Annotated in this window: 14 protein-coding genes and 1 riboswitch; of the genes, 3 read left to right on the top strand and 11 right to left on the bottom strand. The window is 72.2% G+C overall.

Annotated elements, in window-relative coordinates; all coding sequences use genetic code 11:
• Nucleotides 1-44: 44 nt before the first annotated feature.
• The 8 genes from ACGFW5_RS18970 to ACGFW5_RS18935 all read right to left on the bottom strand — a co-directional run bounded on the left by ACGFW5_RS18970 (nucleotide 45) and on the right by ACGFW5_RS18935 (nucleotide 9,694).
• Entirely contained in the window at nucleotides 45-1,529 is a 1,485-nt protein-coding gene (locus tag ACGFW5_RS18970) for a DUF1996 domain-containing protein (RefSeq protein WP_393835386.1), read from the bottom strand.
• Between the two features lie 146 nt (nucleotides 1,530-1,675).
• Nucleotides 1,676-2,830, bottom strand: coding sequence for a methyltransferase (locus ACGFW5_RS18965; RefSeq protein WP_393835385.1), 1,155 nt, complete (start codon nucleotides 2,828-2,830; stop codon nucleotides 1,676-1,678).
• 88 nt (nucleotides 2,831-2,918) lie between these two features.
• The gene (locus ACGFW5_RS18960) at nucleotides 2,919-3,566 is read right to left on the bottom strand and encodes a LuxR C-terminal-related transcriptional regulator (RefSeq protein WP_393835384.1); all 648 of its coding nucleotides are present in this window, start codon (nucleotides 3,564-3,566) and stop codon (nucleotides 2,919-2,921) included.
• On the bottom strand, nucleotides 3,551-4,819 hold the full coding sequence (locus ACGFW5_RS18955) for a sensor histidine kinase (protein ID WP_393835425.1): 1,269 nt from the start codon (nucleotides 4,817-4,819) through the stop codon (nucleotides 3,551-3,553). Before ACGFW5_RS18955 ends, ACGFW5_RS18960 begins: the two co-directional genes overlap by 16 nt.
• A gap of 166 nt (nucleotides 4,820-4,985) precedes the next feature.
• Entirely contained in the window at nucleotides 4,986-5,594 is a 609-nt protein-coding gene (locus ACGFW5_RS18950; RefSeq protein WP_393835383.1) for a winged helix-turn-helix domain-containing protein, read from the bottom strand.
• Nucleotides 5,595-6,012: 418 nt separating this feature from the next.
• Nucleotides 6,013-7,053 (bottom strand): glutamine synthetase, encoded by a 1,041-nt coding sequence (gene glnII / locus ACGFW5_RS18945; protein ID WP_393835382.1) that lies wholly within the window; start codon nucleotides 7,051-7,053, stop codon nucleotides 6,013-6,015.
• 122 nt (nucleotides 7,054-7,175) lie between these two features.
• On the bottom strand, nucleotides 7,176-8,276 hold the full coding sequence (locus ACGFW5_RS18940) for a hypothetical protein (RefSeq protein WP_393835381.1): 1,101 nt from the start codon (nucleotides 8,274-8,276) through the stop codon (nucleotides 7,176-7,178).
• Nucleotides 8,273-9,694: a hypothetical protein gene (locus tag ACGFW5_RS18935; RefSeq protein ID WP_393835380.1), complete on the bottom strand. Its 1,422-nt coding sequence runs from the start codon at nucleotides 9,692-9,694 to the stop codon at nucleotides 8,273-8,275. The genes ACGFW5_RS18940 and ACGFW5_RS18935 overlap by 4 nt, the downstream gene beginning before the upstream one ends.
• A 181-nt stretch (nucleotides 9,695-9,875) precedes the next feature.
• On the opposite strand from ACGFW5_RS18935, the gene ACGFW5_RS18930 reads away from it, so the two are divergent.
• Entirely contained in the window at nucleotides 9,876-10,799 is a 924-nt protein-coding gene (locus tag ACGFW5_RS18930; RefSeq protein ID WP_393835379.1) for a Gfo/Idh/MocA family protein, read from the top strand.
• 7 nt (nucleotides 10,800-10,806) lie between these two features.
• Here ACGFW5_RS18930 and ACGFW5_RS18925 read toward each other — a convergent pair whose 3' ends face one another.
• Nucleotides 10,807-11,169: an arsenate reductase family protein gene (locus ACGFW5_RS18925; RefSeq protein ID WP_393835378.1), complete on the bottom strand. Its 363-nt coding sequence runs from the start codon at nucleotides 11,167-11,169 to the stop codon at nucleotides 10,807-10,809.
• A gap of 117 nt (nucleotides 11,170-11,286) precedes the next feature.
• Here ACGFW5_RS18925 and ACGFW5_RS18920 point away from each other — a divergent pair, with 117 nt between their 5' ends.
• Nucleotides 11,287-11,568: a hypothetical protein gene (locus ACGFW5_RS18920; protein ID WP_393835377.1), complete on the top strand. Its 282-nt coding sequence runs from the start codon at nucleotides 11,287-11,289 to the stop codon at nucleotides 11,566-11,568.
• 40 nt (nucleotides 11,569-11,608) lie between these two features.
• Here ACGFW5_RS18920 and ACGFW5_RS18915 read toward each other — a convergent pair whose 3' ends face one another.
• A complete protein-coding gene (locus tag ACGFW5_RS18915; protein ID WP_393835376.1) occupies nucleotides 11,609-11,998 on the bottom strand; it encodes an ArsR/SmtB family transcription factor in 390 nt (129 codons plus the stop codon).
• 76 nt (nucleotides 11,999-12,074) lie between these two features.
• Nucleotides 12,075-12,291: riboswitch (cobalamin riboswitch) on the top strand.
• A gap of 40 nt (nucleotides 12,292-12,331) precedes the next feature.
• Between ACGFW5_RS18915 and ACGFW5_RS18910 the strand changes: the two genes are divergently transcribed.
• Nucleotides 12,332-13,426, top strand: coding sequence for a HoxN/HupN/NixA family nickel/cobalt transporter (locus tag ACGFW5_RS18910; RefSeq protein WP_393835375.1), 1,095 nt, complete (start codon nucleotides 12,332-12,334; stop codon nucleotides 13,424-13,426).
• 19 nt (nucleotides 13,427-13,445) lie between these two features.
• Here ACGFW5_RS18910 and ACGFW5_RS18905 read toward each other — a convergent pair whose 3' ends face one another.
• Nucleotides 13,446-14,324 (bottom strand): LysR family transcriptional regulator, encoded by an 879-nt coding sequence (locus tag ACGFW5_RS18905; protein ID WP_393835374.1) that lies wholly within the window; start codon nucleotides 14,322-14,324, stop codon nucleotides 13,446-13,448.
• Between the last annotated feature and the right edge of the window lie 73 nt (nucleotides 14,325-14,397).

Raw genomic sequence — 14,397 nt, 5'->3', positions numbered from 1 at the left:
GCCGCGCGGCGGCAGGTGCCTCTTCGCGCTCGTGCGCGGGGAAGTCAGGCGCAGGAGCGCCCCGTGTTGATGCAGTTCACCGCCTTCCCCATCAGCTGATCGCTGAAGACGTCGATGAAGTCACCGTGATCGGTGACCGGCTTGTGGAGTTGCTCGGGGAACGAGTCCACGGCGAAGGCGCCGGCCCTGGCCGGTACGTCGTAGACGATGCGCTGCACGAGCTGGGGGATGGCCTTGAACCCGGCGGGGCAGGCGCCCCGCTTGTCGGCGAAGGCGACATGGGTGCGGTGGTTGGCGCTGTCGGTGTTCCGCCCGTCCCAGCAGTTCTGGAACTTGAAGGTCCGCACCACCTTGCTGCCCTGCGGACAGAGCGGGTACTTGTCCTTGAGCTGGCGGTTCTCGAATCCGGTGCAGCTCCAGGAGGCGTTGGCATTGGCGTTGCCGTTGGTGAACGCCTTGGCGTCACCCGTGATGATCCGCAGGAACCGCGGCATCGCGGTGACCTTGCTCACCGGTGACCCGACGTAGGTGATCGTCGCCTGGACCGGGGTCTGGATCTTTCCGACGTTCCTGTCCTTGCCGCCGCCGTCGGCCTGCGCGTCGGTGTCGTTCCCGTTGTTCAGGACCCGCACGACCGGCCAGTAGTAGGTCGATTTGTCGCCCTGATTGCGGCAACTGGTCGCGCCCCTTGCGAGGTCGGCGTCGCTGGAGAAGGCGTCGGTCGCCTGGTTGCCGACGTAGTCGTGCATGTGGTGGGCGCCGTTGCTGACGCCGGGCGCGACGATGACGTTGTCGGGGTTGCGTTTGCCGTTCTGGTTGCGCCCGCAGTCGCTGGTGAAGGTGCCGGTGGAGGCGCCGCGCCGGGGCGCGGGGGCGGCGGCGTCGGGCCGTACGGAGCGGATGTCGACGAAGTCGCGGCGGTCGGGCCCGGATGCGGAACGAGCGGCGTCGACGGCCTGCCCGTTGCCCTGCCCGTCGACCTGGCCGTCGCCTTGCCCGTTGCCCTGGCCGTCCTGCCCGCCCTGGCCGTCCTGGCCGCCGGCCGGCGGGGCGTCGGCCGCCCGCATCGTGCAGGTCGCGAGCCCCCGGTTCTTGAGGTCCGGCCGGCCGGTGGCGTCCGCGATCCGCCCGATGGAATCGGTCCGCTGCTTCTTGAGCGGGGCCAGCACCATGGTGTCCGCGAGCCGTGCGTCGCGCTGGATGCGGTCCTTGTTGTCCGCGAACTTCGTGTACGCGTCGGTGATCTGCGTATCGAGGTCGGCGAGCTGCCGGTCGACCCGTGGTCGCGCCGGATCGGGCACGGTGGTCAGGGAGTTGCCCACATCGGGACAGTCGATGGTCGACACCATCCGCATCTGTGCCATGTCGTGCCCGGACCCGCCGGAACCCGGCGGACCGCCTTCACTGGCCGATGCGTAGACATTGACCGCGGCCAGCCCGCCGCCGCCCAGGACGAGGGCGGCCGCGGCCAGCATCATCCGGCGCGGGAGGGCCGGCCGTTTTCGGGATGAGCGTGCGATGCGTCCCATGGAACTCCTTCGCTCGAAGCGCGCAGTTCCATACGGATGGGAAGGGTGGGGCGTTCAACGGCTCAGGAGGAACGGGGGAGTTGACGCGCGAAGACGCCGGGGCCCGGGTACGTCCTGCGTACCCGGGCCCCGGCGCCGCGGCGGCGCTATCGAGCCTGCTTCACCGCGCGCAGCACCACGAACTTCGGGTCCGACGCCACCAGTTCGCACGAGCCGAACATGCGGCGCAGCTTCTCGTGGTAGCCGAGGTGCCGGTTGCCGACGACCCACAGCTCGCCGCCGTCGCGCAGCGCGGTGCGGGCGTCCGCGAACATGCGGGAGGACGTGCGGTCCGTCGTCGTCTGGTGGGTGTGGAACGGCGGGTTGTTCAGGACCAGGTCGGCCGTGCCCGGCGGGAACGCGGCAAGGCCGTCGCCGAGGTGGAAGTCGGCCCGCCGCAAAGGCCCCGCGCACATCCGGAACGTGGCCTCGGCCGACGCCATCGCCGGATGTGACTCGTCGGCGAAGGTGATGTGCGCCTCGGGGTTGGCGAGCGCCGCCGCCGTCCCCACGATGCCGTTGCCGCAGCCCAGGTCCACCACGTGGTCGGGGCCGGTGCGCTCGGGCAGGTGCTGGAGCAGGAAGCGGGTGCCGATGTCGAGGCGGTCGGCGCAGAACACCCCGGCGTGATTGGTGGTGGCGAGCCCGGACGCCGGGCCGATGCCCAGTTCGAGCGAGTACGTCAACGGCCACGGATTGCGGGGCCTGACGAGCTCCGGATCCGGGGTGGTGAAGATCAGGCGGGCCTTCTTCTCGGCCAGCGAGGTCTTCGTCGGGCCCAGGATCCGCTCGAACAGGGCCAGCGTGGAGGTGTGGATCTCCTTGACCATGCCGGTGCCGACCACGACCGTGCCCGCGTGCACCGCGGGGGCGATCCGGTGCAGCTGGTCCTCCAGGAGACCGAGGCTCTTGGGCACCCGCACCAGCAGCACGTCGACCCGCTCGGGCACCTCGTCCCGGGTGGAGAGCAGCCGTACGGAATCCGGTGCGAAGCCCGCCCGCGTCAGGTTGGCCCGGGTCGCCTCCTGGGCCAGGAACGAGTCGCTGATCTGTACGGGCTTGTGCTCGGCGAGCGCCGTCGTGAGCGCGCCCCAGCGGTCGCCGATGACGACGACGGTCCCCGAAAGGCCGAGGTCCGTGATCCCGGCGAGGTGGCGCAGCAGATAGTCGTCGGCGGCGTCCCAGGCCCGCAGCGGGTCGCGGGGATCTTCGGGGAATCGGGTCAGGTCGTACTCGCCCCAGGGCGTGAGCATGCGGTTCATTGCCGCCAGGCTAACCCGAAACGGCCGCCGCGCCCCGCCGTGGCGGCCGGAGCCCGGCGGGGGGCGGGGGCCGCCGGTGCGCGGCGGCTCAGCCGCGGTCGAGGTGGGCGAGCACCGCGAGCACCCTGCGGTTGTCGTCGTCGGAGACGGGCAGGCCCAGTTTGGCGAAGATGTTGGAGGTGTGCTTGGCGATGGCGCGCTCGGTGACCACAAGACGCTCGGCTATCGCGGCGTTCGACCGCCCCTGCGCCACCAGCTCCATGACGTCGAGCTCGCGCGGTGTGAGCCCGCGCAGCGGCTTGTCGCGCTCACGCCGGGACAACAGCTGCTGGATCACCTGCGGGTCCATCGCGGTGCCGCCGCCGGCCACCCGGCGTACCGCGTCGATGAACTGTTCCGCGTCGAAGACCCGGTCCTTGAGCAGATAGCCGATCCCGCCGGTGCCGTCCGCGAGGAGTTCGCGCGCGTACAGCTGCTCCACGTGCTGGGACAGGACGAGGACCGGAAGGCCGGGCCGGGCGCGGCGGGCGGCCAGCGCGCACTGCAATCCCTCGTCGGTGTGCGACGGCGGGAGGCGGACGTCGACGATCGCCACGTCCGGGTCCAGCTCCGCGAAGGCCCGGGTGAGCTCGGGCCCGCTCTCGACGGCGGCCAGGATCTCGAAGCCGAACGCCTCCAGCATCCTGACGAGGCCGTCACGGAGCAGGAACAGGTCTTCGGCTAGGACAACACGCAAGGGATCTCCATGGTCACCAGGGTCGGACCGCCCGCGGGGCTGCTGACGGCGAGGACGCCGTCGAATGTACCGAGGCGCCGTTCGACCCCGCTCAGGCCGCTGCCCGCGCCGATCCGCGCGCCGCCCCTGCCGTCGTCGCCGACGGACACGCGCAGCGCGCCGTTCGCGTACGACAGGTCGACCCACACGCTCACCGCCGCCGCGTGCTTGACCGCGTTGGTCAGCAGCTCGCTGACCGCGAAGTACGCCGCCGCCTCGACCGGCGCCTCGGCGCGGCTCCGCTCCGGCAGGTCCACCGACACCTCGGTCGGCACCGGCAGGCGCAGCGCCAACGCCCTTGTCGCGTCCGCCAGTCCGCGTTCGGCCAGCACCGGCGGGTGGATGCCGCGCACCAGGTCGCGCAGCTCGGTCAGGGCCTCGGCGGAGGACGCCCGGGTCAGGGCGAGGAGCTGCTTGGCCTGTGCGGGGTCCTTCTCCACCAGCGCCTCGATGGTGCTCAGATGCATGCCCATGGCGACCAGACGGGCCTGCGCCCCGTCGTGCAGGTCCCGCTCGATGCGGCGCAGTTCGGCCGCCGAGGTGTCCACGGCGTCGTGCCGGGTCTCGGTCAGACGGTCGACCCGCTGCTTCAACTCGTCCTCCCGTGAGGGGTCCAGCAGCTTCCTCGTGAGACGGAAGTGGGCGCGCAGCAGCGCCGGATTGACGAAAAGGCCGAGCACGGACAGCGCGGTGCCGAGCGCCGCGGCCTCGTACGCGCTCTGCCGGCCCGTGATGTGGATGAACAGGAACCAGACGCCGCCGGCGTCGGCCATCGGCCGCCACACGCCGAACACGAGCACCCAGCCGTAGGCGACGTAGGCGAGCAGCAGCGGCGGGAGGATCGCGAGCAGGGCGCCCGCGGTCATGTCCACGAGCAGCCAGCGCAGATCGTGCCAGGTCGCCGGGTCGCGCAGGATCACGGTGATCCGTTCGCCCGCTCCCACGAGGCCCGGGCGGTCGGGGACCCGGTGGTAGGCGGAGCCGATCCGCACCCCGCTCCACTCCTTCGCCAGTCTGCGCCGGGTGTCGGCGTGCGCGCGCACCTTGCCGATGACGACCGGCGTGGTGAACACCCCGATGCCGAGCGGAATGAAGGCGAGGGAGATGACGGAAAGGGTGAACAGGATGATCGAGCCGGTCCACGCGGCCAGTGCCACCGCGAGGCCCCGCGCCCCCGCCGTCAGTCCCTCGCGTGCTCTGACCGCCGTGTCCATCGTGTCCCCGTCTCCCTCGTGCCGTTCGAGCCGGTCACCAGTGTGGCGCAGCCGCGGACGCCCGGTCACGGGGCTCGTCCCCCCGGCGGGGGGTGTACCTGACGACACCCCGCGCCCGGCGGCCGGCGCGGGGTGCCGCCCGGGTTCATGACCGGGGGGATCAGGATCAGGGCGTGTACTTGTAGCCCACGCGCCGCACGGTCTGGATGGCGCCGCGGTGGTCGGCGCCCAGCTTGCGCCGCAGCCGTGCCACATGGACGTCCACGGTGCGGCCGTCACCGGCGTGCCCGTACCCCCACACGGTGCTCACCAGCTGGTCGCGGGTGTGCACCCGGTGCGGATGCGCCACGAGGTGGGCCAGCAGCTCGAACTCCAGGTAGGTGAGGTCGAGTTGGACGCCGTCCACCTCGGCGGTGCGGCGTGCGGTGTCGATCCGTACGCGGGCGTCCTGGTCCGCCGGAGCGGCCACCGCCGACGGCTCGGGGAGCCGCGGCCCGGGCGCCGGGGCGGGCGGCGTGGCGGGCGGCGCGGGCTGCTGGCCGGCCGGGACCAGCACGAGGTAGCCGACCATCGGCGGGCGGCCCGGCAGCGCGGGCAGGGTGTGCTGCGGTGCGGGCAGCCAAGTGGCGCCCGGAGGAAGGAAGTTGAGGATCTGGCCGGGGGTGCCGGGGGCGGCCGGGCGTGCCGTCTCGTCGCCGGCCACGGCCCGCAGGCGGTGGCGGCCCGGGGCCGGTGAGGGGGCGGCGGGGGTCGGGAGGGTGTGGGTGTTCGCCATGAGGGGTCAGCTCTTTCGCGCGGAGAGTGTCGTCGGCAGGGACGTACGTGCGGTGCGCGCGGGCCGAAGGCCTGGAGTGGATCGAGGCGTTAGAGGGCCGGCGCGTTCGTCGCGCGGCAACACACCCGGTCGAAATCGTGGTCCTGGCGGGAGGGCCAGAACGGTTCGAGGTCGCTGTGACCTGTCACGGAGTTCTGGATGCTGGACATGCGCCCATTCAACCAGACACCCCGCCTCCGGCAGCAGTCCCCTCCCACCGGTCGATACGTATGCCTGCCACGGCGTGACCTGAATCGGCCCCCATGGGGCCGGGCACGCGGGCGGGTCCGCGACCACGTCGAAGGGCGCCCACCGCCATGGCGGGGGCGCCCTGTCGAGCACGGGCGACGGCGCGGATCCGGCCGTCGGCGAGGACGGCTCAGACCTGGCCGGCCTTCTCCAGGCCGGTGCAGCAGGTGTCGACGATGAGGCGGGTCACCCCATACGGGTCGACGTTGGCGTTGGGACGGCGGTCCTCGATGTAGCCCTTCTTGTCCACCTCGACCTGCCAGGGGATGCGTACCGAGGCGCCGCGGTCCGAGACGCCGTACTTGTACTGGTCCCACGGGGCCGTCTCGTGCAGGCCGGTCAGGCGGTCGTCGATGCCCGCGCCGTAGTTCTTGACGTGGTCCAGCGGCTTGGAGCCCTCGCCCAGCGCCTCGCACGCGGTGATGATCGCGGACCAGCCCTGATGGCCTTCACGCATCGCCTTCGTGGAGAAGTTGGTGTGCGCGCCCGCGCCGTTCCAGTCGCCCTTGACCGGCTTGGGGTCCAGGGTCGCCGACACACGGAAGTCCTCGGCGGTGCGGTACAGCAGCCAGCGCGCGATCCACAGCTGGTCGGAGACCTCAAGGGGGCCGACCGGGCCCACCTGGAACTCCCACTGGCCGGGCATGACTTCGGCGTTGATGCCGGAGATGGCAAGGCCCGCGGCCAGGCAGTGGTCGAGGTGCTTCTCGACGATGTCGCGGCCGAAGATCTCGTCCGAGCCGACACCGCAGTAGTAGCCGCCCTGCGCGGCCGGGAAGCCGCCCACGGGGAAGCCGAGCGGGCGGTCGCCGTCGAAGAAGGTGTACTCCTGCTCGATCCCGAAGATCGACTCCTGCGTGGCGAACCGCTCGGCGACCGGACGCAGCAGCGCGCGCGTGTTGGACTCGTGCGGCGTCCCGTCGATGTCGAAGACCTCGCACAGGACAAGGATGTTCTCGCCGCCACGGATCGGGTCCGGGCAGGAGAACACCGGCTTCAGGACGCGGTCGGAGGCGTGGCCCTCGGCCTGGTTCGTGCTGGACCCGTCGAAGCCCCACACGGGAAGCTCGGCGACGCCGGCCGGCGAACCCGCCATGATCTTCGTCTTGGAACGGAGCTTGGCGGTCGGCTCGGTGCCGTCGATCCAGATGTACTCGGCCTTGAACGTCACGGAAGCCATCCTTTGCGGGAGCTGCGGGGGTGCCTGCGCGCTGCCACGCTGCGGCGCTGCTGTACGCCGGGCAGCCTCACACCCCGGCGTTTCCCGCCCGTTGCCCGTTTGTGAACCCGGTGTTACCCGGGGGCCCTCAGGAGGCCGGCGAAGCCCGCATCACGTATCCGCCTCGTCAGTTCCTCCGGGGTGGTTCCCAGCGCCTCGGAGCATCGCCCCAGGTGCCAGTCGTGTGCGGCCAGGCTCTGGAGCAGGTGGCCGCGCCGCACCTGGTTCTCGGAGAGGCGGAACGTCTTGAGGTACGCCACCCTGCCCTTGCGGTCCGTGATCGCCTCCCCGATGTGCTGTGCGCCGCCGCCCCTGCGGAACGGAGGCAGAAAGCGCCACAGGTCGAAGCCGCGCATCCGGTACACCCGGCTGAAGGCGTACGAGGTGTCGTACAGCTCCGCCGCCATGACCGTGTCGTGGGCCTCGCGCCAGGCCCGCTCCTGTGCCCGGGCCGCCGCCCGCAGGTCGGTGAGGGTGTGTACACGGCGGTCGTCGATGCGCGCCGTGAACTCCTCGACCGGGCGCCCGTACTGCGCGTACTGGTGGATCAGCTCGCCGAACAGGTCCTGGAGCAGGGTGGCGTGCAGCGCCCGGTAGTCCTCCGGGTGCGGCACCGCGAAGGCCGCGCCCAGCGCGTCCGCCGCGTACACGAGGACGCCGCACTGCCCCGGATGGATCTCGAAGACCCGCAGCGCGTCGGCGAGCCCCGGCACCTCCGTCCCGAGGTAGGCGCTCTCGACCCGCGGCGAGAGCCCCGCGCGCACCGCCTCGCGCGACCAGGTGTCCCACAGCATGGACGGCCCGCCGAAGTGCAGCGCCAGATAGCCCTCCAGGGCGAGGTGCAGCGGCAGGAACCGCAGCCGGTCACCCGGCCGGCGCTTGGCCATCCGGTGCAGCGGCACCCGGCTGGGCACCGCGTCGCCCAGGCTCGTGCCGTACGCCGCCGAGGCTCCCTCGCCCGACCAGTCGGCCACGAAGCCGTGCGGGATGTAGGAGGTGTAGCGGGCGCCGTCGCTCAGGCCGACGTCCGCGACGCCGCAGCACTCGGATGCGTACACCTCCCGGTGCAGCCGCAGCCCCGCCACCGGCTCCGCGCGCAGCAGCGGCACGAGCCGGATGCCGCCCCAGACCTGGGACGGCCCGGCGGTGAGGCCCGTCAGGTCGAGCGCGGTCACTGGATGCCCCCGGTGAAGGCGGCCGTGCGGCCGTCCAGATACGTGTACAGCGCGGCCAGATCCGTACGCCCCTCGGCGAACTCGGCGATCTCCACCAGGGCGGGCAGGTCCTCCGCGTCGCGGATGCCGGCCGTGGGCGTCGAGGCGTCCAGGCGGCGCACGTCGAAACCGTCCGCGTCGTACACGGGGTTCATATGCACCACGCGCGTACGCCGCTCCGGGTCGAGCCGGGTGCGCCACACCCGCAGTACCTCGCCGGCCAGGCCGGGCGGTGCGTTGTCCCAGCCGTCGGAGACCACCACGAGCCGGTCGGGGGCGTCGCCCAGGGCGTCCAGCAGGCACGCGCCGAGCGGCGTCGCCCCGCGCGGCCGGACGAGCAGGGCGTCCGTGCCGCCCGAGGTCCAGCGGCCCCGGAACAGGCCGGCGCCGGCCAGCGCCTCAAGCAGGAAATGGCAGGCCAGTGCCACCGCGAGCGGGCGACGGCGCTTGTGGCCCGAGCCGGCGGAGGAGTAACTGTCGTCGAGCACCGCCGTGACGCGGCCCCACGTCCGCGCGTGCGGTCCTGCCGCGCGCAGGGCCGCGGCCCGCAGCGCGCCCGTCAGTTCGGCCCGGCGCGCCGTGCGCTCGTCGAGACCGAGCGAGAGGACGAACAGGGCGAGCCGCGTCAACGGCATGGTGGTCAGGTCGGCGGCGGGCGCGCCCGGCTGTGCCTGGATGCGCAGCCGTTCGAGCCGGGTGGTGCGGGGCGCGATCCGCTCAAGGAACACGCGGCGCGCCACCCCGTGCCGCGCCGCGAACCCCTCGGCGACGGTGAACGGCAGCTCGTAGAGGGCGGCCTGCTCGTAATGGGCGCGGCGGTGCGCGTCGAGCAGCGGGTGCTCATAGCGGGCCCGGCGCCCCGGCCGGAACAGGAAGCCCCCCAACTCGGCGTCCGCGCAGGGCACATGGGCGTGGCGGGCGGCGGACTTGAGGCCGGCCCGGTACTTCACTGCGTCGAACGCCGGGTCCGGCCGGGCCGCGAGCCAGTCGCGGAAGATCGCGCGCGTGCGCCGGTTGTTGACCTTGGCCGTGCGCAGTGCGCGCAGCAGCCGGTACACGCGCTGCGGCGGCAGCACCGCGAGCCGGGCCGCGATGAGCCGTCCCTCGGTGCGCTTGTCCTCGGCACTCGCCTCACCCGCGTTCTCCAGGAGGTGGCGCACGATGAGCGCGGCGTTGTGGTCGTTGATGTCCAGCGCGAGCACTGCGGCGTACACCCGGCGGTAGTTGACGCGCACGTACGCGTGGAGGAAGGCGAGGGAGAGCCGTTGCTCGCCCGCGGCCGAGCGGAACTCGCGCTGTCCGGTGGCCGTGACGGCGGCGTTCACGAAGAGGAGCACGTCCTCGGCCGCCACCAGCTCGGCGCGGCTCTCCTGAGCCATGGGGATCTCCCGGGGGTGAAAGAGGGAAGCCGGCCGGGGAAAGGGGGCGCGAGCAGCGAAATGTTTGCTTCAGAGGCAAGTCCCGGAAGTCGCACCGAAGTCCCGCGGCCGGCTCCCGGAAACGTAACACCGCACCCCCCGGGCGCCGCCACCGCAATTCCGTCCGGGGCAGACTGGCCCCATGAACCCCATGAATCCCATGAACCCCATCGTCAGCACCCCCCGCATCGGCCTCCTCGGTACCGGCGCCTGGGCCGTCGCCACCCACGCACCGGCGCTCGCCGCGCATCCCGGCGTCGACTTCGCGGGGGTGTGGGGGCGGCGCCCCGAGGCCGCCGCCGCCGTCGCGGACGCGCACGGGGTCAGGGTGTACGAGGACGCGGACGCGCTGTTCGCGGACTGCGACGCGGTCGCCTTCGCGCTGCCGCCGGACGTCCAGGCACCGCTGGCGATCAGGGCGGCGCGGGCGGGCTGCCATCTGCTTCTGGACAAGCCGGTCGCCACCGATGTCGCGGTGGCCCGTGAGCTCGCCGACGAGGCCGAGCGTGCCCGGGTCGCCTCCGTCGTCTTCTTCACCCTGCGTTTCGCGAAGGAGACCGCCGCGTGGGTGGCCCAGCAGACCGGGACGGAGGGCTGGTTCACCGGACACGCCCGGTGGTACGGGTCGCTGTTCACGCCGGGCGCCGAACGCAGCCCGTACGCCGCCTCGCCCTGGCGCGGCGAGAAGGGCGCGCTCTGGGACGTCGGCCCGCACGCCCTCGCCGTCCTCGCCGGGGTGCTCGGCGAGGTGACGCAGGTGACGGCCGCGCCCGGCCTCGGGGACACCGCGCACCTGATCCTGCGTCACGCCTCCGGCGCCTCCAGCACCGCCGACCTGAGCTTCACCGCGCCCCCGGCGGCCGCGGGCGTCGAGGTGAGGCTGCTCGGCGCGGCGGGCTCGGCGGCGATGCCCGAGTGGGGCGGCGCGCTCGACGCGTTCGGCGCGGCGATCGACGCCCTCCTCGCATCGGCCCGCACCGGGGTGCCGCACCCCTGCGACGCACGGTTCGGGGCGCGGATCACCGAGCTCCTTTCCGACGCCGAGGCACAGCTCGACCGGGCCTGATGCGGCGCTACCTGCGGGTCAGCGCATCGCGTACGGCGTCGTCGGTACGGCCCACCACGGCCGTGCCGTCGTCCGCCGTGATGATCGGGCGCTGGATCAGCTTCGGGTGCTCGGCGAGCGCCGTCACCCAGCGCTCGCGGGCGTCCGCGTCGCGCGGCCAGTCCTTGAGGCCGAGCTCCTTGGCGGCTTCCTCCTGGGTGCGCGTGATGTCCCACGGTTCGAGGCCGAGCCGGCCGAGGACGGCCCGGATCTCGTCCGGGGACGGCACGTCTTCGAGGTAGCGGCGCACCGTGTAGTCGGCGCCCTCGGCGTCCAGCAGACTCACCGCGCTGCGGCACTTCGAACAGGCCGGGTTGATCCAGATCTCCATGCCCGCAAGGTTACCCGCGAGCCCCCTCAAAGCCCTTCCGGCCAGGGACGATTGTCAGTGGTCCCCAGTAAAATCGAGGGAGTAAGTGAGGGTCCCCGACTGTCCAGGAGGATGCCCATGACCGCTGCCGTACTCGCCTCGCACGCCCCGAAACAGCTGTCCCTCCGGCCCCTTCGCAAGGTGCCGCTGCCCGCCGGGCGGCCGCGCGTGTGGTACGAGTCCCACAACCGGCGTCTGAAGGCCATGCGCCTGGCCATCGCGCTGCTCGACACGGGTGTGTACCGGCCCGAGCAGGCGCCCGACCGCACGATACGCGGCGTAGCCGCACTCATCGGCGTGCACCCGCCGTCGGAGACGACCTGCCGGATGGTGCGTGCGCTGATCTACGACGGGCGCTGATCACCGGCGGCGGCCGGTCCGTCGCCGCGCCCGGTCCCGGTCATGCCGTCGAGGCGTGGCCGGGGCCGGTCCCCGAGGGCGTCATCGCGTACTGGTCCAGGAGGCGCGCGGTCGCCTCGTCCACCACCCGGTAGCGCACCACCCGCCCGTCCTTCTCCCCGGCGACCGTCCCGGCGGCCCGCAGCAGGCGCAGTGCCTGCGAGACGGCCGGGTCGCGCATGCCCGTGGCGACCGCGAGGTCGGAGACGGCCAGCGGCCCGGCCCGGTGCAGGGCGAGCAGCAGCGCGAGCCGGTTGGGGTCGGCGAGCAGCGAGAACCGCTCGGCCCAGGCGCGTACGCGACCGGGGTCGCCGATCGCGGCGATGGCGTCACAGACACGGTGGCCGTCGATGGTGCGGTGGCCGGCGCGCTCGGCGGGGACGAGATGCATACCCGCATCCTCGCAGGAGCGCGCCGGGCCGCTCCGTGTGATCTTCGATACCTGCACAGCTGTGCAGCTGTGCGGGCAACTCCGCAGCGTCTAGGGTGACCTGGCCGTGGTGTTCGGGAAGACCGGTGCGAAACCGGAGCGGCCCTCGCCACTGTGATCGGGTTCCCCCGGATTTCTCGGGGGAGCAGCCGTCCCCTCGCGACGCCACTGGCCAGCATCCACCTGGCTGGGAAGGCCGGGGCGGCCGCACCCACCCGTCAGCCAGGAGACCGGCCGCGGCATCTCACGAAGTGATCCACGAGGTGCTGGAGCGTGACCCGTATGACCCTGCCCATGAGTACATCCACCCAGCCGGCCACCGCCGCGCCGACCTTCCACTGGCGGCGCGAGGACACCGTCCGCACGGGCTTGCTCCTTGCGGTGATAGCGGCCCTGCACGTGGCCGCGTTCGGCATCCTGTTCCTCCTGGTGGCCCCCGAGCACTATGCGGTCGGCACCAAGACGTACGGCATCGGCCTCGGCATCACCGCGTACACCCTCGGGATGCGGCACGCCTTCGACGCCGACCACATCGCCGCCATCGACAACACCACCCGCAAGCTGATGGCCGACGGCAAACGGCCGGTCTCCGTGGGCTTCTGGTTCGCGCTCGGGCACTCCAGCGTCGTCGTCATCATGGCGGCGCTGGTGGCCGGCGGCGCACATCTGGCGGGCACCATCATGAACGAGAAGTCCGACACCCACCAGGTGCTCGGCGTCCTCGGAACCACCGCCTCCGGCTCCTTCCTCTACCTCATCGCCGCGCTCAACCTGGTGGCCCTGTTCGGCATCCTGAAGGTGTTCCGTGCGATGCGGGCGGGCGCGTACGACGAGAAGGAGCTCGAAGCCCACCTGGACTCGCGGGGGTTCATGAACCGCATCCTGGGCCGCTTCACCAAGTCCATCACGCGGCCGGGCCAGATGTTCCCGCTGGGCTTCCTGTTCGGCCTCGGCTTCGACACCGCCACCGAGGTCACCCTGATGGTGATGGCCGGCACGGGCGCCGCCGCCGGTCTGCCCTGGTACGCGATCCTGTGCCTGCCGCTGCTGTTCGCCGCAGGGATGAGCCTGTTCGACACCCTGGACGGCACGTTCATGAACTTCGCCTACCAGTGGGCCTTCTCCAACCCGGTCCGCAAGGTGTACTACAACCTCACCATCACCGGCCTGTCGATCGCCGTCGCCTTCTTCATCGGCACCATCGAACTGGTCGGGGTCGTGCACGAGAAGTTCGACCTCACCGACCCGGTCAGCGGCTGGATCGCGGACCTGAACCTGGACAACGTCGGCTTCGTCATCGTCGGCCTGTTCGTGGTGGTGTGGGCGGCGGCGCTGGCGTACTGGCGGCTGGGGAAGGTGGAGCAGAAGTGGGCGGCGTCCAACGCGTGACGCGGGGCCGCGCCACCCCCTAGGGCAGGAAGGCTCGTCGGCTGTGCGCAAGCAACTCCCTTACCGCGGGGCTGGGGTGGGGCTTGTGGACGAGGCAGAGGAACGCGGGTGTGTCGAGGTCGTCGATGGGGCGGGCGGTGAGCCGTTCGCGGTAGCGGGCCGCCATCGACTCGGAGAGGACGGCGACACCGAGCCCGCGGTCGGCGAGGTCGGCGATGGCGTCCGCGGCACTGGCCTGCCACGCGATCGCGGGCTTGAGCCGCTGGGCGGCGCAGGCCCGGTCGAAGACGGTGCGCAGGCCCGTGCCCGGGGGCATGCAGACGATCGGGTACGCGGTCAGGTCGCTCAGGGTCACGCGCCGCCGCCGCGCCAGGGGATGGCCGGCCGGGACCGCCGCGACGAGCGTCTCGCTGATGATCGTCAGCGTCTCCAGTCCGTCATGGGTCGCAGTCGGCGTTCCGATGAGCGCGAGGTCGACGGCGCTGGCGCGGACGCCGTCGACGAGCCGGTCGGAACGGTCCTCCAGCAGGGAGATCTCCACGCCGGGATGTGCCCGGTGGAACGCGGCGAGCGCGTCGAACAGCGGGGTGACGGTGCAGCCGATGACCATCCCGATGGTGAGCCGGCCCCGGAGCAGGCCGGTCACCTCGCCCACCGCCTGGCTCACCGCCCCGGCGGCCGAGAGCGTGGCGCGGGCGTGTTCGAGCGCCGCCCTGCCCGCGGTGGTGAGGGTGGCGGCGCGCGCCGACCGGTCGAACAACTCGGCCCCGAGCTCCCGTTCCAGCTGCCGGATCTGGGCACTGACGCCCGACTGGCTGATGTGCACCCGCTCGGCCGCGCGCGTGAAGTTCTGCTCCTCGGCGACGGCGACGAAATATTCGAGCTGCCTCAGGTCCATGACTGTGGATTCTAGTTCCCATCCGATCCATCTGTTGGACTTCTGGTCGCGGCGGACCCAGGCTGGGACGTGC

This window comes from Streptomyces sp. NPDC048416 (genome assembly GCF_043200435.1).
GTDB lineage: Bacteria > Actinomycetota > Actinomycetes > Streptomycetales > Streptomycetaceae > Streptomyces.
The sequence above is the reverse complement of the archived record's forward strand: the minus strand, read 5'-3'. Positions and strand labels throughout refer to the sequence as shown.

Coding starts and splice junctions, on each gene's coding strand:
- ACGFW5_RS18970 (WP_393835386.1), bottom strand. CDS start 1,529: ATGGGACGCATCGCACGCTCATCCCGAAAACGGCCGGCCCTCCCGCGC.
- ACGFW5_RS18965 (WP_393835385.1), bottom strand. CDS start 2,830: ATGAACCGCATGCTCACGCCCTGGGGCGAGTACGACCTGACCCGATTC.
- ACGFW5_RS18955 (WP_393835425.1), bottom strand. CDS start 4,819: ATGGACACGGCGGTCAGAGCACGCGAGGGACTGACGGCGGGGGCGCGG.
- ACGFW5_RS18950 (WP_393835383.1), bottom strand. CDS start 5,594: ATGGCGAACACCCACACCCTCCCGACCCCCGCCGCCCCCTCACCGGCC.
- ACGFW5_RS18935 (WP_393835380.1), bottom strand. CDS start 9,694: ATGGCTCAGGAGAGCCGCGCCGAGCTGGTGGCGGCCGAGGACGTGCTC.
- ACGFW5_RS18930 (WP_393835379.1), top strand. CDS start 9,876: ATGAACCCCATGAATCCCATGAACCCCATCGTCAGCACCCCCCGCATC.
- ACGFW5_RS18925 (WP_393835378.1), bottom strand. CDS start 11,169: ATGGAGATCTGGATCAACCCGGCCTGTTCGAAGTGCCGCAGCGCGGTG.
- ACGFW5_RS18920 (WP_393835377.1), top strand. CDS start 11,287: ATGACCGCTGCCGTACTCGCCTCGCACGCCCCGAAACAGCTGTCCCTC.
- ACGFW5_RS18915 (WP_393835376.1), bottom strand. CDS start 11,998: ATGCATCTCGTCCCCGCCGAGCGCGCCGGCCACCGCACCATCGACGGC.
- ACGFW5_RS18910 (WP_393835375.1), top strand. CDS start 12,332: ATGAGTACATCCACCCAGCCGGCCACCGCCGCGCCGACCTTCCACTGG.
- ACGFW5_RS18905 (WP_393835374.1), bottom strand. CDS start 14,324: ATGGACCTGAGGCAGCTCGAATATTTCGTCGCCGTCGCCGAGGAGCAG.